We start from the raw sequence: 20,438 nt of genomic DNA on the forward strand, positions 1-20,438 counted from the left end.
TCCTAAAAGATACGAGGGAATTACAATTCTTCCTTGTAGTCGTAGCCAAGTTCTTCAGCTAGTTTTGCGTATCCTTCACGCTCCAAACGCGCAGCCAATTCTGGACCACCAGAAAGGACAACACGACCTTCCATCATGACGTGTACCACGTCTGGTGTGATGTAGTTCAAAAGACGTTGGTAGTGAGTGATAATCATAGCACCAAAGCCTTCACCACGCATAGCATTGACACCTTTTGATACGACTTTAAGAGCGTCAATATCAAGACCAGAGTCAATCTCATCCAAAAGGGCAAAAGTTGGTTCCAACATCAAAAGTTGAAGAATTTCATTTCGTTTTTTCTCACCACCAGAGAAACCTTCATTGAGATAACGTTCAGCCATTTCTTCTTTCATGTTGAGCAATTCCATTTTCTCGTCCAACTTAGTGATAAACTCACGAACTGAAATCTTTTCATCATCTTCTTTACCAGCATTCATAGCGGCACGAAGAAACTCAGCATTGGTAATTCCAGGAATTTCAGATGGGTATTGCATAGCAAGGAAAAGTCCCATACGCGCACGCTCATCCACTTCCAACTCAAGGATGTTTACGCCATCAAACAAAACTTCACCTTTGGTTACTTCATAGTTTGGATTTCCCATGATAGCGGCAGAAAGAGTCGATTTACCTGTACCATTTGGTCCCATGATAGCGGCAATTTCTCCTGTTTTCAGGGTCAGGTTCACCCCTTTTAAAATTTCTTTTCCTTCAATCTCAACGTGAAGATCTTTGATTTCTAATACTGACATGATAGTTCCTTTCTTTTTCAAGACCTTTACAGTGCTTACTAGAAACATACTAGTTGTCTCTAGAAAATACGGTAATACTCAATGAAAATCAAAGAGCAAACTAGGAAGCTAGCCGCAGGTTGCTCAAAGTACCGCTTTGAGGTTGCAGATAAAGCTGACGTGGTTTGAAGAGATTTTCGAAGAGTATAAAAGGTCAATAAATATACTTTTATAGTATAACAAAAAAAAGCCTAAAAGGCTTTGATTTTGTCTGGAAGCTGAGGGCTAGTCTTTCCTATTAAAATGCTGATCGATGACATCAACGATTTTGCCCATCACATAACTGACTCGGAAATTTCTGAAGAGTAAAATTGCCCAAAAGGCTGCCATAATATAGCGACCAGTCATCCAAGCTTCATTGAAAAAATAGGTCTCAGCAGCTGTAAACAGCGCCATAATAATAAATTGTTGTTTATTCATAAACTTATTGTATCATGAAATCTTTCTTTAGTCTTCCTCTACCTTCACTTTATCAGCCAAAAATTCAAATCCTTCTGGAATCAGACTTTCTTCTGCTTCTTTTTCAGTTTGAGAAGATTTGGCTTTAGCTGAAAAGGCTGCGCGAACTTCTTTCCATTCCTCCATGGAAATGGCTAAAATCTCAGGTGAAAAACCTGCTGCCTGACTGAGGATGTTACCAAACATGGTGTTAAGATTATCTCGTTTCATGGTTTGACCAGCATTGAAGTTAGACTCAAAAGCAAGAATAGCATGGTGTTCATTGGCCGCAACCGGTTGAGAACCAACTAGCAAAGCCTTATCAGGGCCTCCTAGACTTTCAATTACCTCTCCCCAGGCATTCTGCAAACGAATCAGGTTTTGACGTGCCAAATCAGGATTTTCGACAGCCTCTTGTAAGATAGATTGCACTTTATTGCGATCAACACGATAGACTGTTTTGCCCGTAGCTGGTCGACTAGGAGCCGGTGCAACTTGTTTAGGAACCGCACCTACATTAGAAAGCTCTTGTTTGAGACGTGCAATTTCCTGTCTCAGTGCAGAAATTTCACTTTCAACTGCACCAGAAAGAGCTGGTTCGGGCTTGATTTCCGCCAAACGGATGGTCATCATTTCAGCATAAATCTTGGGCTGCAAACTAGACTTAATATCTGCTAAACTCACTGTCGCTAAGCGAATCATTTCAAACAGATTTTCTTGAGGAAGTGCCAAATTTTCTACAAAGACTGGACTATGATGAGTATTTTCTCCCCCTGTTTGAACAATTAACAAGTCTCTTAAATAGTGCAAAAGGTCGGTCACAAAACGAGTCATGCTCTTACCATTGTCAAAGAGAAGATTTAAGCAAGCTAATGCTTTGGGAACATCCTGCTGGGACAAGGCAGCCACATAATCATCTAAGGCTGATAGGCTAATAGTGCCAGTAATTTCTTCAGAGATGGCAGTCGTCAGCTCATTTCCCTGTGTCAAACTCAGGGCTTGATCCAAAATAGACAAGGCGTCTCGCATTCCACCTTCAGCCCGTCTGGCAATGATTTCCACAGCCTCTGGCTCAGAACTGATATTTTCTTTTTCTAAGATATAGCGGATATGTTCCTTAATATCCTGTGTTTTAATCGATTTAAATTCAAAACGTTGGACACGGGATAGAATAGTCGCAGGAATCTTGTGCAATTCAGTAGTAGCCAAAATAAAGACCACATTCTGTGTTGGCTCTTCCAACGTCTTTAGAAGGGCATTAAAAGCCCCTGTAGACAGCATGTGAACCTCATCTATGATGTAAACCTTATAACGAGCAAGGCTAGGCGCATAGGTAGATTTATCACGAATTTCGCGAATTTCATCCACCCCATTATTAGAGGCTGCATCCATTTCAATGACATCTTCTAAACTACCGTCCGTCACTGCCTGACAAATATAGCAGTTATTACAAGGTTCACCACCCACTTGATTGGGACAGTTCATAGCTTTGGCAAAAATCTTAGCTACACTGGTTTTTCCCGTTCCACGTGGACCAGAAAAAAGATAGGCATGACTTATTTTCTCTTGTTCTACTGCTTGTTTAAGAGTCTTAGCCACAACTTCTTGACCAACCAACTGGGAGAAGTTTTGACTTCTATATTTTCGATAAAGTGCTTGATACATTAAGATTTTTCCCCAAACATTGTAAAGTCCCATGCTGTCTTTTCAAGCAAAATAGCGACAAATTGTTCCAAATAATCTCGATCCATTGCATCGTAATCCTCAATCTCTGAAGAATCCAGATCCAGAACTCCAAGTAGTTGGCCATTCTTCATCATCGGCACCACAATTTCACTTTTAGCTAGACTATCACAAGAAATATAGTTGGGATAGGTCCTTACATCACCAACCAGGACTGTTTCCTGAAAGTGAGCTGCCTCACCACAAACACCCTTACCTAGTGCAATACGGATGCAGGAAACACCTCCTTGGAAGGGACCTAAAACCAATTCCTTTCCATCGAACAGATAAAAGCCTGCAAATACGGTATTAGGAAAACGTGATTTTATGAGAGCACTGGCGTTGGAAAGATTAGCCAAAACATTGGTTTCGCCTTCCAATAGGAAGGACAATTCTTCATTTAACATTTGATAACGTGATTGTTTTTCTGATTTTAACATAGAACTATTATATCAAAAAAGGAGCAGAGACAAAAGAAAAAATCCCTTGTTTAGTAAACAAAGGATTTTGTGAATTTTCAATTTGATTAAAGTTCGATATCACCAAACAAATCAGCCATTGAAAATCCTGTTTGTGTTTCTGGAAGTTCGAAATCACGCTTCTCTTGACGTCTTGGACGACGTGGACGAGCAGCACGTTTTTCTTCTTTTTGTCCTTCTTCTTGAGCTGGACGTTCTTCAAGAGCTTTAATAGAAAGTGATACACGCTCTGCATCTGCGTTAACTTCAAGAACTTTAACTTGAACTTCTTGACCAACTTTAAGAGCTTCTTTTGGATTTTCAATACGTTTGTGTGAAATTTGTGATACGTGAACAAGTCCATCGATACCTGGCAATACTTCAACAAATGCACCGAAGTCAGTCAAACGTTTAACTGTTCCTTCTACTACATCACCTTTAGCCAATTTTTGCTCAACACCATCCCATGGTCCTGGTACTGTTGCTTTAAGTGAAAGTGATACACGTCCTTCTTCTTCGTTAAGATCAAGGATTTTCACTTCAATTTCTTCACCAACAGTTACAACTGATTTTGGTGAAACGTTACGTTCATGTGACAATTCAGTCAAGTGAACCAATCCGTCAACACCACCAAGGTCGATGAAAGCACCGAAACTTGTGATACGAGCAACTTTACCAGTTACAACATCACCAACAGCAAATTTACCAAATACTTCAGCGCGAGCTGCTGCTGTAGCTGCTTCAACAACTTCACGACGTGAAAGGATGAAGCGGTTTTCTTTAGCATCAACTTCTTTGATTTTAGCATCAAATTCTTGACCTACAAAACGCTCAGTGTTACGTACGAAACGAGTATCCAACATTGAAGCTGGGATAAATCCACGAACACCTTCAAATTCTACTGAAAGTCCACCTTTAACGGCACGAGTTCCTTTAACAGTAACAACTTCTTCTTCGCGACCAACAAGTTTGTCCCATGCTTTGCGAGCTTCAAGGCGTTTTTTAGATACAAGGTATGTAACTGTATCAGTATCTTTACCAACTACTTGACGAAGTACAAGAACATCCAATACTTCTCCTACTTTAACAAAGTCATTGATATCTGCATCGCGATCGTTTGTCAATTCGCGAAGAGTCAAGACACCTTCAACACCAGTTCCAGAGATTGCAACGTTAGCTTGAGTCGCATCAACTGTCAATACTTCAGCACTAACAACATCACCAGTCTCAACTTGGCTAACGCTATTTAGCAAATCTTCAAATTCGTTCATCTAAAAAATCCTCCAACAATCAAGTTTTTTCTTAAACTTGACATACTTATAATTTTTTTCCTAAGCACTCGCAAGGACATGTTCATATCATTCACGTCTTTCAATTATAAAAATAAAATACCCTAAGATATTTTGCTTTTTATCTTGATTATTACCTAAGAACTGGGGTAGCTGGATTCGAACCAACGCATGAGGGAGTCAAAGTCCCTTGCCTTACCGCTTGGCTATACCCCATTGATAAAATGGAGAGAGAGGGATTCGAACCCCCGAACCCGAAGGAGCGGATTTACAGTCCGCCGCGTTTAGCCTCTTCGCTATCTCTCCTACAATCAACATGGACTATTATATCATGAAAATTTCAAAAAAACAAGACTTATTTTGCTAAATTATAATTTTCAATCAAAATTTCCACAGCTTTTTCCAATTTTTTATAAAAACTATCGACATTCCCATTCTTTATGATGGCAAATTGTCCATCTAATTCGGCAATTTCTCCGATAATTTTTTTACCAATGGTCAAGGTATAGCCTTCAAAACTGTCTTTTCCTACATTAACTTTGGCATCTGCTACTTGAATTTCAATTTTTTTATCTTTCTTGCTCATTTCATACCTCTCTTCACTTTTTCTATTTTACAAGAAAATCCTAAAACTAGCAAGAAAAAACTCTATATCAGGCTTGTCTGACATAGAGTTTTATGTAAACAACCTTAATCGATTTAGCATAGCTAATAGTTAGTAAACAAGCATAAGTGACTATCCTTTTTAGATTATCAGTGAGTCTCACCACCTACTAACTGCAAATCCTTATCTTTGTAGTCTACAATAGCTTCAATAGCTACCTCTATGCCTCTTACAATATCACATAGACTCATTCCTGCAGTATTCGGCTTATTTACTACTTGTTCCATCATATATGGAATATGCATGAAACCTGCTCTCATATTAGGGAATTTTTTATCCACTAAATAAAGAGCTTGGTACATCAAATGATTGCAAACAAAGGTTCCTGCACTATTGGACACAACTGCTGGAAGTCCCTGTTTTTTAATAGCTTGTACCATCGCTTTGATAGGTAAACTACTAAAATAGGCCGATGCTCCATCAATACGAATCGGTGTATCAATTGGTTGATTGCCTTCGTTATCAGGTATGCGAGCATCATCTTGATTAATAGCCACTCGTTCAGGTGTTAAGCCGGTCCTGCCGCCTGCTTGTCCAATACAAAGTACAGCATCTGGTTGATATCGTAATATTTCTGCCTCTAAAACTTCTGACGACTTATAAAAAACCGTTGGAATTTCTACCCAGCGAACTTCGGCCCCATTAATCTCAGATGGTAATAATTTTACAGCCTCCAAAGCTGGATTAATCTTTTCACCTCCAAAAGGATTAAAACCTGTAACCAATATTTTCATTTTATTTTCCTTTACTAAAATGCGAGAAAGTACATTAAGAATATGTGAATAACAATCATTACTAGAGCAACACCTGCTTGAGCCTTTATAACGCCATTCTGATCTTTCATATCCATCAATGCTGCTGGTAGAGCGTTAAAATTAGCAGCCATTGGGGTCAATAAGGTCCCACAATAACCTGCTGTCATGGCAAGAGCACCAGCCACAATTGGATTAGCTCCCAGAGCAAATACAAAGGGAACTCCAACACCTGCTGTAATAACGGTGAATGCTGCAAAAGCATTTCCCATAATCATTGTGAATAGAACCATTCCAAGAACATAGGCCAAAACTCCTATAAAGCGACTATCTGAAGGAACAATACCGCTAATCAGATGAGAGATAACATCACCAACACCTGCTACAGTAAAAATAGCCCCCAAAGCCCCTAATAATTGGGGAACAATCCCACTTGTTGAAACTTGCTGAGTCATTCGATTGTTTTCTGATAACAGACTCTTAGGGTGACTATTGGTAATCACAAGAACAGAAATTGTAGCAAACGAGGCGGCAAGGCTAATCGAAATCTTGCTAAATTCTGGAATCATTTGCGCTAAGACCAACGCAAGTATTGCCATCAGCATAACTGGAATAAAAATTTTATTTTTCAATCTGTTAGATTCAATATTGGCTTTCATTTCATCTAAGGATGGCAAGGTTCCGATACGGACTTGCTTAAACAATGTTAACAGCGATAATAGGATTACAATAATACCAATACTCATATTTGGCATATAGGAACCACCTATAAACGTAATAGCCAATAGAGTCCAAAATGCAGATGTTCCAAATCGGACTGGGTTTGTTTTATCTTTATAACTACAATAGGCTGTATGGAGAAATTGACAACCAATCACAATATAGGTCAACTCTAATAGTTGCTTTGCCAACTCTGTCATTTTTGTTCTCCTCCCCTAGTCTTTTCTGATGTCAATTTTTTATCAAATAAATAATTATAAATCCCCACTACAATAAGTGTTATAACAGCAACAATAATAGATGCAGAAGCAATCCCTGCATAATTGCTTTCATAGCCTAACTGATCTAATGTTCCCCCTATCAAGAGGACTCCCCCAGCACCTACAAACGTATTTTGAGCAAAGAAATTTCCAAAATTTTCATTCGCAGCTGCACGCGCTTTTATTGTCTCATCTTCAACCTCTGTTAACTTTCTACCTAATTGAGACTCTGCTGCTGCTTCTCCCATAGGTTGAACCAAAGGTCTGACAAACTGAGGGTGTCCTCCTAGACGAATTGAAAAGAAACCAGCTAACTCTCGAATAAAGAAATAAACTGTATAGAAGTTTCCAACTGTCAGACCTTTAATCTTTCGAATCAAATCAATTGATCGTTGCTTGAGTCCAAAGGTTTCTGACAGCCCCACAAGAGGCAAGGTAACCATAAAAATCGTGAGCACTCGCTGATTGCTAAATTCTTTTCCCAAAATCTCCAAAAATTCAACAAGAGAAACACCTGAAACTAAAGCTGTAACCAAACCAGCTAAGACTACTGTTGCAATTGTATCAAACTTTAAAATAAAACCCACAACAATGATTGCTATTCCTATTAGCTTAATCCACTCCATATCAAACTCCTTTATATCCAAAATGACAGTATTTTTAAAATTTTATCAAGAGCAATACCATTCCTTATTTAATGTGTTTTTCTAGTTCTTTTTGGTATTTGCTATTAGATTCCAATTTGTCTTTTTGCCATTTTTTAAGAGCTTCGTCATATTCTTTTGTTGTGACAATATCTTTTTGCAATCTCATTCCTTTAAAGATATATGGATCTCCCTTAATACCAACTTGTGAGTATGGTTTTGAGAATGGCACGACATTACTTACAACTGGAGAACCACCAGATGAAGCTGTTGGCATCAATAATGAACTATCTGTCAACCAAGCTTGAGCTTTAGCATATTTTTCATATCTCTTCTCTAGGTCAGTGGTCTCAGAAACAGCATCTTCTAACAATTTCTTATATTGATCCAAACCAAGTTTAGCGACAACATCCTTATCTTTTCCTTTCGTAATACCAAGGTGTTTCATGGCAGAACCAGATTTTGGATCCATAATATTCAAGTAAGACGCTGGATCTTGATAGCTTGGAGCCCATCCTGTACTGTTCAAATCATAGTCTTTTTGAGAAGGAGCAACATTGCCGTATTTATCATTTTCCATCAAACCATCAATAACATTTCCAATAACGTCTGTCCTCGATGTTCGAGTCGCTATACTGTAGCCCAATGATGCTGGATCCACTGCATATACATAAGAAAATGTTGTCGGTGCATCTGCTTCTTTATCAGTTTTTCCACAAGCCACTAAAATAGCTGACGTGCTCAGGACCACTCCTGCTGTTAAGAGCCACTTTTTCTATTTCATAAAAAATCTCCTTTGGTTTATTTTAATCTACTTTTACAATCCAACCTTCTGGCGCTTCAATATCGCCAAACTGAATACCCGTCAATTCATTATATAATTTACGCGTCACAGGACCTACTTCTGTTTCACTATAGAATACATGGAAATCATCACCATGTTGAATACCTCCAATTGGAGAAATAACCGCTGCTGTACCACAGGCACCTGCCTCTACAAAACGGTCAAGATTATCAATTGGAACATCACCCTCAATAGGAGTTAATCCCAAGCGATGTTCTGCCAAATAAAGCAAGGAATACTTGGTAATAGATGGCAAGATAGATGGACTCAATGGTGTTACAAATTCATTATCAGCTGTAATTCCAAAGAAATTAGCTGATCCGACTTCTTCAATCTTTGTATGAGTTGATGGGTCCAGATAGATAACATCTGAGAAATGGCGTGACTTGGCCATTTTTCCTGGTAAGAGACTTGCAGCATAGTTTCCACCAACCTTAGCCGCACCTGTACCATTTGGTGCTGCACGGTCGTACTCATCCTGAATCAAGAAGTTGGTTGGGACCAAACCACCTTTAAAGTAATTTCCAACTGGCATAGCAAAGATGGTGAAAATGTACTCTTCTGCCGGTTTTACCCCGATAATATCTCCGACACCAATCAAAAGAGGGCGAAGATATAAGGTTCCACCTATTCCGTATGGTGGTACGTATTCTTCATTCGCACGGACAACTGCTTTACAAGCTTCTACAAACATGTCTGTCGGAACTTGTGGCATCAAGAGACGGTCACATGTCCGTTGCAGGCGTTTAGCATTTTCATCAGGACGGAACAGTTGAACACTGCCATCCTTAGTACGATAAGCTTTCAAACCTTCAAATGCTTGTTGTCCATAGTGAAGACTTGGAGAAGACTCTGAAATATGCAAAGTTGCATCCTCTGTAAGCTCTCCTTGATCCCATTGTCCATTTTTGAAATGAGCAAGATAGCGATAAGGTAATTTCATATAGGAAAAACCGAGGTTTTCCCAATCAATCGTTACTGTCATATTCCACTCCTTATTCTAAAAACCTATTTCTTATATTCTACACTATTTTTCTAAAATAGCAAGTATATTTTGTAATTTTCAGAAAATTCCTCCAATAAAAACCATCTTAGAACTGATTCTTCATTTCACTTATTTATCTTCAGTAACTACTTCCTGAAGATAAGCGTCAAAAACTTCTTCATCTGAAATGGTATCGGATATGAAGCTACCGTTGCTGGTTCGTTCTGACAGATTCAAGTCTTGCAATCGGATTTCATAGATTGTTCCTTTGTTGGATTGAACAAGCAGAGTTTGGTCGTTCTCTTCTACCTCTGTACTGAAGAGATCACCTACAAATTCTTGCTCTGCAACTGCACCAGCCAAGAAGACACGATGCGGTTTGTTTTTCAATTCACGCAAGACTTGTAATCCTCGTTTGGCACGGCTGGTTGCTGGAATTTCCTCAATGGAAACACGTTTCAAACTTCCACGCTGGGTCAAGAGGTAGAAGGACGAGGTATTACAGATAAAGGCCGATTGGAGGACATCATCTTCTTTCAGGTTCATAGCCTTGACACCTGCTGCCTTGGCACCAACAACCGGAACCTCTTCAATATTGAAACGCAGTGCATAACCATTTTGACTAACCAAGACAACATCATCTAGTTTAATCGGAGCCACTGCTACAATCTGATCTGTATCGTCTTTGAGCTTAGCATACTTGACAGACTTAGATCTATAGGTCCGCCATGGAGTAAATTCTTTTCGCTCTACCCGTTTGATTTGACCAAGGCGAGTCGCTGCAAAGTAGGTTGTCGCATCGTCAAACTGATCCAGTACTTCCACATAAAGTATTTCTTCATTCGTTTCAAAGTTTGTGATGGTTTGGCTCAGATGCTCTCCGATGTCCTTCCAACGAATATCTGCCAACTCATGGATTGGTCTGTAGATGACATTTCCAAGACTTGTGAACATCAAGAGGTGCTGGGTTGTCTTGGCAGATTGAACAAAAATCAAACGGTCATCATCACGCTTGCCAATTTCTTCCAAGGTGGAAGCCGCAAAGGAACGTGGACTGGTACGCTTGATGTAACCTGCCTTGGTCACGCTGACGTAGGTATCTTCCTCAGCGATAAGACTAGCTGTATCAATCTCAATTGCTTTCGCAGTATCTTCTAAAGAACTCAAACGAGGAGTTGCAAATTTCTTCTTGACCTCACGAAGTTCTTTCTTCATGAGATTGTACATAGTCCTTTCATCACCGATAATAGCCGCCAGCATAGCAATCTTCTCACGAAGCTCTGCTTCTTCTTCCTGCAAGACAACCACATCGGTATTGGTCAAACGGTACAGTTGCAAAGTTACGATAGCCTCAGCCTGTTCTTCCGTAAAATCATAGCTAACTTTGAGGTTTTCCTTGGCGTCCGCCTTATTCTCAGAAGCACGGATAAGAGCAATGACTTCATCCAAAATCGAAATCACACGAATCAAACCTTCGACGATATGGAGACGTTTCTCAGCCTTTTCTTTGTCAAAGCGTGAACGCGCCAAAATCACTTCACGACGGTGGGCGATGTAGCTAGACAAGATTGGAACAATCCCAACCTGACGAGGTGTGAAATTGTCAATCGCCACCATATTAAAGTTGTAGTTGATTTGTAGGTCGGTGTACTTAAATAAGTAGTTGAGAACAAGCTCAGTATTAGCGTCTTTCTTAAGTTCGATAGCGATACGAAGACCATCACGGTCAGACTCATCACGAACCTCAGCAATCCCAGCTACCTTGTTATTAACACGAACATCATCGATTTTCTTGACTAGATTGGCCTTATTGATTTCATAAGGAATCTCAGTAATAACGATTTGTTCCTTACCACCTTTTAGCTTTTCAATTTCAGTCTTGGAACGAACAACCACGCGCCCTTTCCCAGTCTCATAAGCTTTCTTGATTTCATCACGACCCTGAATAATAGCCCCTGTAGGGAAGTCTGGTCCAGGCAAGAATTCCATGAGTTTATCAATCTTTGCAGTTGGGTGGTCAATCATGTAAACTGCAACATCTATGACCTCAGCTAAATTATGGGGAGGAATGTCTGTGGCATAACCAGCCGAAATCCCAGTCGAACCATTGACCAAGAGGTTTGGAAAGGCTGCTGGCAAGACCGTTGGTTCTTTCTCCGTATCGTCAAAGTTCCATGCAAAAGGAACTGTCTTTTTCTCGATATCCTGAAGAAGGTAGCCTGCAATTTCAGACAAACGTGCCTCAGTATAACGCATAGCCGCAGGAGGATCTCCGTCCATAGAACCGTTATTACCGTGCATTTCAACTAGAATCTCACGATTTTTCCAGTTCTGTGACATACGAACCATGGCATCATAGATAGAAGAATCCCCGTGTGGGTGGAAATTCCCCATGATGTTCCCGACTGACTTGGCCGACTTACGGTAGCTCTTGTCAAAAGTATTGCTATCCTTATTCATAGAATAAAGAATACGGCGCTGAACCGGCTTCAACCCATCACGAATATCTGGCAAAGCCCGGTCTTGAATAATATACTTGGAGTAGCGACCAAAGCGCTCTCCCATGATGTCCTCCAGGGACATGTTTTGAATGTTAGACATAGGATATAAAGCCCGTAAAATACCAATTGAAAATAGAAAATTCTTGCAGTTAGCGATGCTCACAAGAGAATTTATCTTTTTCACACAGTATCTAGGGCGTGTTCAACTCCTTTCAAAGAATGTAGAGTAGGTTTTGTAGAATAAAGGATATTTTACGGAAATTAGTCCCGTGTTCAGTTACTACAAATAACCAAACGACCCTTTCTGTAGTTTAATGTGTTTAAAATGCGTTGCTTCAGTTAATAAGAAATTTCACATAGCATTCAGGGCGCGTTTAACTCCTTTCGAAGAATGTAGAGTAAATACTATGGAAAAAGAAAAAATATAGAGTAAGTCACTTCCATCCAATTCCTGTATCGTCATTTCCACTTAAAATGTCTACTTCACAAATCCTCGTTTATACTTGATATGACTGGCGATATTGCTATCTACATCTTTCCTATCCCAAAGTTGAAGTTCCCATGGATAGTAAAAATTACTTTTATTTTTAAAATAGATATGAATACCGACATAGCCATCTTTATCACGTAAATACCAGTTTTTTAGTCCGTAAATCTCTTGCCAATCATCTAATTTATCCATGACTTGAGCTATCTCTTTGGAACTTAAAATCATACGAGCACCAAAAATATCATTAAGAATTGAATTCACAGGATAGCCCTCTTGACGCTCTGAAAAACGTGTAATTTTATCTAAAATAGACTCAGAAGTTTTGACACGATAAACATAGGCAATATCTTGGACATCCGCTTTCATCAGATAATCATTAATTGACTCATGTAAATTCAGACGGTAGGACAAAATCGCTTTAGTCGGAACTTTTGAAAAGGTATGCTTGAGATTTATTTTTTCCACCTTACCCGTTTCAAAATAATCTTTAGAATATTCTCGATGAATACGATTAATCTCTGTAATGAGGCGTTCCACTTTTTCAATCATGAGTCTTCTCCTCTCGCTTTTTCATTTTTCCAGTTATTCCCAAACTTCTTCACTCTTTCCTCAGCATACTCAATCATCTTCTCAGCCACTTCTTTATCGTAGTCAAAGCCCAGCTTTTGAGCAAGTCTTTGAGCTTCTCTATGGAAAAGTTGCATCGTAGTCAATAAAGACTGAGTGATTTTATCTATACTTGAAAAATCAAGCAAATCTGAGAATTCCTTCTTTTGCTCAGCAGGTAAATAGTTAAAAAGATGCTTATAATTCTTGCCGACGTCTACTTTCCCCCTATCACTTGCTACCTGCCAAGCCAAAATTTTCAAGAATTCTTGCTGACAAATGCCGTAAAGATGGTCAATCGCGTAGATGAGCTGATTCCGACAAATCCCTTTAACCACGTAAGATGACACCCACCAAAATTCATTGCAGGAATTTTTAAAATCTGTCTCAGTAGCTGGATGTATCCAGAAACGCTTTGGACTGGGAGAATAGGACTCAAACAAGCCCTTCTTATCTTCTAAAACAGTGAATCCTGCTTCACTGTCCACCCATTCTTGAATGTGTTCTTTAGGACAAAGAGTCAAATCGATACGATTGCCATCTTCAAAGAGCATGAGGTAGAGACGACGATGGTCAAGCTGGACATGCTGTTCAATCAGGCGTTTGCCAAACTGATCTAGCCAAGAAAGGTCACTCGTCAGATTATCTAAATCATCCACGATATAGACCACGTCATAGTCTTGAAATTCATCTGTTTGAACCTTTTGGTTTGTCCGTGAACCAGACATGGCGATAGCTTTAACTTGTAAAGTTTTGGCAGTTTGTAAAATCAGATCTAGCATTTCTGTTTCAATTCTCATGTCAGCACCTTCTCATTTTATAGGTTACCAAGCGTCTGATTCTTCTTACTGGATAGTTTTTATACTATAATTCCCCTGTCTTGTAAAGACTGTATCCTTCGTAGTAGTATGAAGCATCTACTCTCTTAAAGAAACTGGTCTGAGTAAGGTCATCCGTCAAGTTATTGAGGAGCAAATACTTGAGTTCTCCAGTCGATACTGCACTACGCTTCATGGCATTCAGGTATTCATCCTTATCTATAGCATTCCAGTCTACCACTTTGCCCAGTTTCTGACGAAGCATACAATCTAGCCAAATCCGCATTGCGCGTCCATTCCCCTCACGGAAAGGATGGGCAATATTCATATCCGCATACTTATCAACTACTTGATCAAAATTATCATGAGGAAGTTTGTCAATATACTGCAAGGATTGCTCTAAAAAAATACGGGGGGCAAATTGAAAGTTATCCTTTGCAATATTGACATCACGGATTTTTCCAGCGAAATCATAGATACCTGAAAAAAGATAGTGGTGAATAGCTGACAGCCCTGCAAATGTCCCAACTTCCATCTTGAACAAGTCTCCTGTCTGAAAAAGCAGGGCGGCTTGTTTTTTTGTCAGTTTTTCTTCTGCATCTGCCAGCTGGGCTGAGTTTGTAATGCCTAGTTTATTTTCCAATACCATATCTTCCCCTTATTAACGCCATTTTGTATAGAAAACAGGGTGCCCTTTAGCAATATGTTCTTTCAGTTCATCTGGCAACTTAAACTCTACAATGTCTGTAGTAACCCTTGGTAAGTAAGCAAAATCTCCGTTGAGTCCGCTAAAATAGAAACCATTTTCCTTAGCCTCTTTGTCCAATGAAAATATCACTTTTGGAATAAAATACTCATAATCAGGCTCTCTATTACAAATCATATTTCTTACATCCAAAATAGATGTTTTCGCATCCAACACATCAAGTACTTTCCCATACTCTGCATGACTTATTTTGAACAATCTAATCTTTGCAGCTCCTTTAGGTTTCTTATTCTCCATTTACTGGATCCTCCTTCTTACTTTTTTCAATGTAAACTTTTTGTAAGGTGTAAATAAATAGCTATTATCAAAACTCAACTTGTCCTTTTTAGGGAAAAACTGCCTAAAAATTAGGACAGCTACTCCCTAAAAAGGACAGATATACTGAACTATCTTGCTACTACTTCCTTAGTCGCAGCAATTTTTTTGTCAGCCCAGATGACTAAATCCTTGATAACTAATTTCTCCACTGCTCGAACAAAGTCAGACATAAATGTATAGTCGATTTGATTATTTTTGATAGGAAGCTTAACATCTGTCTCTTTTAATACTTTTTCATTAAAAGAGCTACTTCCCCAACTAAATGTAGAGAAACTCTTTCTTAATGAAGTAATTAAATAAAGAGCTTTATACCTATCCAATTCTACTTCTTTAGTGCGCAATACCTTAATTTTATCTCCTGTGAAATAGGGTTCTTTTTGATAAAACATCGTTGCCGTATCTTGACCAAAACTAATTGTGTTGGCAGGATTGAGAAATTCTTCACTCTCTGTAATATAACCTCGAATCCCATTGTTACTATCTCCACGAGCTACATAAGGAAACTTTCCTCCAAACTCAATCATATTTGCATTGAATTTCTTTTTACTACTGGATAAGTTAAAGACCTGAGAAAGTTGGAATACCTCCGACTCCTCTACTCTTAGTATCGGAAAGTTTTGCAAACTTGTCAAGTACTTTTTCATCATTTTTTGTAAGATGATAATCCCTAAGATTTGTTACAGTTAGATAAGACTCGAGCGTCTCGATGCGTTCAGACTCGAGCGTCTCGATGCGTTCAGACTCGAGCGCTTTGATGTAGCTTTCCATGTATGAAAATGCTAATTTGTTATTGAGAGTTGGAAGTTTAACTAGGAGGTCATGAGATTTAGAAGAGCGTAGCTTATTTCCAAAATCAAATTTACCAACTAAAGATTTTTGAATTGAAGATGCTAAAAATAACATGGAGTGTTCACTATACTCTTCGTCATTCCAGTAGACACCCACATCATCTGATGCGCTAAATTCATAATTTCGATAAAAAACATTTCCAAAAATATCAATAGTCAGAGAATTTTTTGGAAAAATAGTCATCTTATTCCCAATATGTCTAACGACACCCGTATTAGTCACTCCTGCCATCACAAATGGTAAAAGGCCATCTATCTGATCTGCTTTCGTTAGACGGGAACCCTGAACAATATTACCAAATAAATCTCCTATCCGATACTCTCTCCACTCGCCCCCACTTGCTTCAAATTCCTCTTCCAATTTTTGAAGGCGAGGGCTTAGGCTTTTTTTGAGCTATCTTCCCCCTTGTTTTTCAGGAGTTGTTCCACTTCCCAAGCTAAGTAGTCAGTAACAGTCTTTTTAAAATCATCCAAGGTTGGTTTTGTATCAATGATCTAGTGCTGTTCGAAATTCCAATCATTACCCTTGTCAGTGATAAAGTCCTCAATAAAGATAGCATCTAAATCCCAAAGTTCTTTACTCACTTCCGCTCTCTTTCCAGCCTTATAAATTTTAATCACATCTTGGTAACGCTGGATAGGATTATCAACCTCTGAAATACCTCGCTTAGCACGTTTAAAACCGTCATTTCTAAAGTCAATAAATTTAACCGTCTGGTCGTAATCGTGTGCCTCATGAGCCTTAAAAATGTAGATAGAAGTCTGGACTCCTGCCATGGGAACAAAAAGGTCAACAGGCATTTTGATAGAAGCAAGTAGGGTATGCTTTTTCAAAATAGCTTTAGCTGTCTTTGTTGCCTTACCAGAACCAGCACTATCTTGAATGATAATGGCACCTAGGCCACCACGCTCCATCTTATCCAAACCATAGGCTATAAAAGGAAGACCATTTTCTTCATAAGAGAAAGGGGGATTCAGCAAGACACGATTAGCTTTAAAATCCGTAAACAGACTCTCAGGACGATTGAATGCAGAACCTTTTTCAATTCGACTAGATCCATCTCAACGAAGAATCATATTGGTTGTCGCTAAGGTATACATCTCTGCATTAAGTTCTATTCCTAGCAGGTTATCTTTCTTGAGCTTCGCAATCTCCTCGTTGGCTCGAGAAGTCCCCTTCCCAAAACTGATATTTGCATGATCTATCATCAACTCCATCGCTGAAATGAGGAAACCAGCTGAACCAGTCGCCAAATCCATAACCTTGCTCTCACTTGTTATCCCCAGAATTTGCGCCATCATTTTGGTAACATAAGGAGGGGTCAGAACAATACCAATTTCTTTTCCATCTCCCAAAGCATACTTTAGAAATTCGGAGTACATCTCCCCCATAATATCGATATGTCCACCCAAACCATCAATGGACTTGAAAATATTCTCATAGATAAAAGTGAAGATTTGCTTGGTAACAGAATTTTCCTTTTGAGGGAGAAGTTGTGCTACTTCTTTGTCATTGGTAATCAACTCGTCACGCTGGCTATCTTTGGAAATTTCTCCAAAAGAAGCCAACATGAGAGTTTTCTTATCTTCATTGATTTCACGTTCATCTAGGAAAGCCTTGATTTGATCAACAACTTTCTTACCATCACGCTTGGTTTCAGACTGCACACCTTTTAAATCGTCAGGTATTAAGCCCTCATCAACCTTTTTGCCCTTACAATCTACGATATCCTGCATAGATAATAGCATACCAGACACATAAAGCACCCGTTGAGGAGCTGTGATATTATGGTTGTGCATCAATTTATTGAGCTTTTTAGCATAGCCTTGCAAGGTCGCTTGACTATCAATCAGAATTTGGTGTTTTTCTTCTTCGCTCAAAACAGCATCTTTGTAGAATATCTCAAAGGTGGACTCATTTTCCAAAAAATCAAAAGTCGTTACCTTTGATAGCTCTTTATAGGCATTAGGAGCAGAACCAAAGACATAATAAACTTTGATAGTCACATTTTCTTCGTTATCACCTGCAACACCAACTGCGACGGCTTCATGATATTTACCACTATCAATAACTGCCCTCGCATAATGCAAAACCCCATTCACCGCAAAATCACTAATTGATTTATCATCAAACTTAATACCGTCCTTTGTTTGAGCAACTAGCTTAGATAATTTGAGTTTGTTTTCAATCAAGATAGGAACTTGTTTGTATTTTTCAATATGAAAATCTGGTTTTCCAAAATTAGTCTTAGTTTGCGTCTTAGCCGCTCCCTTAAGCGCCTCTTTGAGATAAGCACTCATAGCAGATTCTTCATTATAATCCTGCAATTTTTTCAAACCAAGATTTTCAAACTGCTTTTTCACATAGTCATTCACATCCGACTCTAATTTCCAGTTTACTAACATATTATTTTCTTTCATTAAAACACTGTCGCTTCTTCCAGCGTAAACTTGACATTGTCCTCAATCCACTTACGTCGTGGTTCGACTTTATCCCCCATGAGGACATTGACGCGGCGTTCTGCGCGTGCTAGGTCTTCGATAGTGACACGGATGAGGGTGCGAGTTTCTGGATTCATAGTTGTTTCCCAGAGCTGGTCTGCATTCATCTCACCAAGACCTTTATATCGTTGGAGTGTTGCTCCTTTACCGAACTGCTTGCGGAGTTCTTCAAGTTCTCCGTCTGTCCATGCGTAGGCTACTTCTTCTTTCTTGCCTTTGCCTTTGGACATCTTGTAAAGAGGCGGAAGGGCGATATAAACGTGTCCTGCCTCAACTAGGGGACGCATGTAACGATAGAAAAATGTCAAGAGCAAGGTCTGGATATGGGCACCATCGGTGTCCGCATCGGTCATGATAATGATCTTGTCATAGTTGACATCTTCAATAGAGAAGTCTGCTCCAACACCCGCACCGATGGTATAAATCATGGTATTGATTTCTTCATTTTTGAGAATATCCGCCATCTTGGCCTTGGCTGTATTGATAACCTTACCACGAAGGGGCAAGATTGCCTGGAACTTGCGGTCACGGCCTTGTTTGGCAGAACCACCGGCAGAGTCCCCCTCGACTAGATAGAGTTCATTCTTAGCAGGATTCTTAGACTGGGCTGGTGTTAATTTACCAGACAACAAGCCCTTGTCTTTTTTATTTTTCTTCCCATTTCGGCTCTCATCACGCGCCTTACGTGCCGCTTCGCGAGCATCACGGGCCTTGATAGCCTTGCGGATGAGGTTAGAAGCCAATTCCCCATTTTCCATAAGGAAAAAGGTCAACTTATCAGCCACAATGCCATCCACAACAGGACGCGCTAGTGGACTTCCAAGTTTGTCCTTGGTCTGGCCCTCAAACTGCAAATGTTCTTCAGGAACTAAGATAGAAAGAACGGCCGCTAGTCCCTCACGATAGTCGGAACCTTCAAGATTTTTATCTTTTTCCTTGAGAAGTCCCGTCTTACGCGCGTAGTCGTTCATAACCTTGGTAATGGCAGACTTAAGTCCAGTCTCATGTGTTCCACCGTCCTTGGTACGAACGTTATTAACAAAGGACAGAATGTTATCTGAAAATCCATCATTATACTGGAGGGCCACTTCCACTTGAAAACCATTGTCTTCCCCTTCAAAGTAAAGAACTGGCGTCAAGATTTCCTTGTCTTCGTTCAGATAAGAAACAAAGTCTTGTACCCCATTCTCATAGTGGAATTCAATCGCTTCATCTGTTCGCTTATCTGTCAAAGACAAGGTCACATTTTTCAAGAGAAAGGCTGACTCATTGAGGCGTTCTGAAATGGTATTGTACTTGAAGTCTATCGTAGAAAAGATAGTCGCGTCAGGCATAAACGTAACCTTGGTACCTGTTTTAGACTTGGGAGCTGTACCGATTTTCTTCAGAGTCGTGACAGGTTTTCCCCCATTTTCAAAACGTTGCTTATAGATTGCCCCATCACGGGTAATTTCTACTTCTAACCAGCTAGAAAGAGCATTGACGACAGAAGAGCCTACCCCGTGAAGTCCACCTGATGTCTTATAGCCTCCTTGACCGAATTTCCCTCCTGCGTGGAGAATGGTAAAGATAACCTCAACGGTTGGAATTCCCATAGCGTGCATACCTGTCGGCATCCCACGACCATGGTCTTGTACAGTCAAACTCCCATCTTTATTGATGGTCACATCAATACGGTCACCAAATCCAGACAAGGCCTCATCAACTGCATTATCGACGATTTCCCAGACTAGGTGGTGGAGCCCAGCGCCATCGGTCGATCCGATATACATCCCTGGACGTTTTCGGACCGCATCCAACCCTTCTAGCACCTGAATGGCATCATCATTATAATTATTAATATTGATTTCCTTTTTTGACACAAGGAACCTCCTATTCGTTCATCTTTACTATTCTACAGGTTTTCCAAGGATTTTGCAAAATTTTTCTTTCTCCGCTGTGACAATTTCAGAAGAGATTCTCTGCCTTTCTTCTCCATTTCAT

At 39.6% G+C, this 20,438-nt stretch carries 19 protein-coding genes, 2 tRNA genes and 1 pseudogene; all 22 read right to left on the minus strand.

The genetic code is table 11. The features are described from left to right. Positions 1 to 20: 20 nt before the first annotated feature. Positions 21 to 791, minus strand: coding sequence for a Fe-S cluster assembly ATPase SufC (gene sufC, locus HT693_RS07950; protein ID WP_000114489.1), 771 nt, complete (start codon positions 789 to 791; stop codon positions 21 to 23). Positions 792 to 1,055: 264 nt separating this feature from the next. Then, positions 1,056 to 1,250 carry a DUF3272 domain-containing protein gene (locus tag HT693_RS07955; RefSeq protein WP_001041547.1) on the minus strand — a complete coding sequence of 65 codons (195 nt, stop codon included), beginning with the start codon at positions 1,248 to 1,250 and terminating at the stop codon, positions 1,056 to 1,058. Positions 1,251 to 1,277: 27 nt separating this feature from the next. After that, a complete protein-coding gene (gene dnaX / locus HT693_RS07960) occupies positions 1,278 to 2,933 on the minus strand; it encodes a DNA polymerase III subunit gamma/tau (protein WP_100104062.1) in 1,656 nt (551 codons plus the stop codon). Next, a complete protein-coding gene (locus tag HT693_RS07965) occupies positions 2,933 to 3,430 on the minus strand; it encodes a GAF domain-containing protein (RefSeq protein WP_023940982.1) in 498 nt (165 codons plus the stop codon). Before HT693_RS07965 ends, dnaX begins: the two co-directional genes overlap by 1 nt. An 86-nt stretch (positions 3,431 to 3,516) precedes the next feature. Then, positions 3,517 to 4,719 (minus strand): 30S ribosomal protein S1, encoded by a 1,203-nt coding sequence (rpsA, locus tag HT693_RS07970; RefSeq protein WP_001001629.1) that lies wholly within the window; start codon positions 4,717 to 4,719, stop codon positions 3,517 to 3,519. 162 nt (positions 4,720 to 4,881) lie between these two features. After that, positions 4,882 to 4,953: transfer RNA gene (locus HT693_RS07975), tRNA-Gln, on the minus strand. A gap of 9 nt (positions 4,954 to 4,962) precedes the next feature. Beyond that, positions 4,963 to 5,043: transfer RNA gene (locus tag HT693_RS07980), tRNA-Tyr, on the minus strand. 49 nt (positions 5,044 to 5,092) lie between these two features. Then, positions 5,093 to 5,323 carry a DUF2969 domain-containing protein gene (locus HT693_RS07985; protein ID WP_033683467.1) on the minus strand — a complete coding sequence of 77 codons (231 nt, stop codon included), beginning with the start codon at positions 5,321 to 5,323 and terminating at the stop codon, positions 5,093 to 5,095. Positions 5,324 to 5,490: 167 nt separating this feature from the next. Next, positions 5,491 to 6,135 (minus strand): pyroglutamyl-peptidase I, encoded by a 645-nt coding sequence (gene pcp, locus HT693_RS07990; protein WP_000699369.1) that lies wholly within the window; start codon positions 6,133 to 6,135, stop codon positions 5,491 to 5,493. A gap of 14 nt (positions 6,136 to 6,149) precedes the next feature. After that, positions 6,150 to 7,073: a DUF979 domain-containing protein gene (locus HT693_RS07995; RefSeq protein ID WP_172925096.1), complete on the minus strand. Its 924-nt coding sequence runs from the start codon at positions 7,071 to 7,073 to the stop codon at positions 6,150 to 6,152. After that, on the minus strand, positions 7,070 to 7,759 hold the full coding sequence (locus HT693_RS08000; protein WP_000454773.1) for a DUF969 domain-containing protein: 690 nt from the start codon (positions 7,757 to 7,759) through the stop codon (positions 7,070 to 7,072). The genes HT693_RS07995 and HT693_RS08000 overlap by 4 nt, the downstream gene beginning before the upstream one ends. Positions 7,760 to 7,823: 64 nt before the next feature. Then, positions 7,824 to 8,528: a peptide ABC transporter substrate-binding protein gene (locus tag HT693_RS08005; RefSeq protein ID WP_138704865.1), complete on the minus strand. Its 705-nt coding sequence runs from the start codon at positions 8,526 to 8,528 to the stop codon at positions 7,824 to 7,826. Positions 8,529 to 8,583: 55 nt separating this feature from the next. Continuing rightward, the gene (locus HT693_RS08010; protein ID WP_000219014.1) at positions 8,584 to 9,606 is read right to left on the minus strand and encodes a branched-chain amino acid aminotransferase; all 1,023 of its coding nucleotides are present in this window, start codon (positions 9,604 to 9,606) and stop codon (positions 8,584 to 8,586) included. 129 nt (positions 9,607 to 9,735) lie between these two features. Next, a complete protein-coding gene (gene parC / locus HT693_RS08015) occupies positions 9,736 to 12,207 on the minus strand; it encodes a DNA topoisomerase IV subunit A (protein ID WP_138704866.1) in 2,472 nt (823 codons plus the stop codon). A gap of 378 nt (positions 12,208 to 12,585) precedes the next feature. Beyond that, a complete protein-coding gene (locus HT693_RS08020) occupies positions 12,586 to 13,146 on the minus strand; it encodes a GTP pyrophosphokinase (RefSeq protein WP_138704867.1) in 561 nt (186 codons plus the stop codon). Continuing rightward, entirely contained in the window at positions 13,143 to 14,003 is an 861-nt protein-coding gene (locus tag HT693_RS08025) for an aminoglycoside 6-adenylyltransferase (protein ID WP_138704868.1), read from the minus strand. Before HT693_RS08025 ends, HT693_RS08020 begins: the two co-directional genes overlap by 4 nt. Before the next feature lie 64 nt (positions 14,004 to 14,067). Beyond that, positions 14,068 to 14,670 (minus strand): Fic family protein, encoded by a 603-nt coding sequence (locus HT693_RS08030; protein ID WP_050261457.1) that lies wholly within the window; start codon positions 14,668 to 14,670, stop codon positions 14,068 to 14,070. A 12-nt stretch (positions 14,671 to 14,682) separates the two neighbouring features. Further along, positions 14,683 to 15,024 carry a hypothetical protein gene (locus tag HT693_RS08035; protein WP_000428283.1) on the minus strand — a complete coding sequence of 114 codons (342 nt, stop codon included), beginning with the start codon at positions 15,022 to 15,024 and terminating at the stop codon, positions 14,683 to 14,685. 149 nt (positions 15,025 to 15,173) lie between these two features. Then, positions 15,174 to 15,713: a restriction endonuclease subunit S gene (locus HT693_RS08040; protein WP_237701467.1), complete on the minus strand. Its 540-nt coding sequence runs from the start codon at positions 15,711 to 15,713 to the stop codon at positions 15,174 to 15,176. Continuing rightward, positions 15,664 to 16,314: a restriction endonuclease subunit S gene (locus tag HT693_RS08045; RefSeq protein ID WP_172925097.1), complete on the minus strand. Its 651-nt coding sequence runs from the start codon at positions 16,312 to 16,314 to the stop codon at positions 15,664 to 15,666. Before HT693_RS08045 ends, HT693_RS08040 begins: the two co-directional genes overlap by 50 nt. 17 nt (positions 16,315 to 16,331) lie before the next feature. Next, positions 16,332 to 18,359: pseudogene (locus tag HT693_RS08050) on the minus strand (N-6 DNA methylase). A 14-nt stretch (positions 18,360 to 18,373) separates the two neighbouring features. After that, a complete protein-coding gene (gene parE, locus HT693_RS08055; RefSeq protein WP_138704869.1) occupies positions 18,374 to 20,317 on the minus strand; it encodes a DNA topoisomerase IV subunit B in 1,944 nt (647 codons plus the stop codon). Between the last annotated feature and the right edge of the window lie 121 nt (positions 20,318 to 20,438).

It is taken from the genome of Streptococcus sp. 2154 (genome assembly GCF_013277255.1).
Classification (GTDB): Bacteria; Bacillota; Bacilli; order Lactobacillales; family Streptococcaceae; genus Streptococcus; species Streptococcus pseudopneumoniae.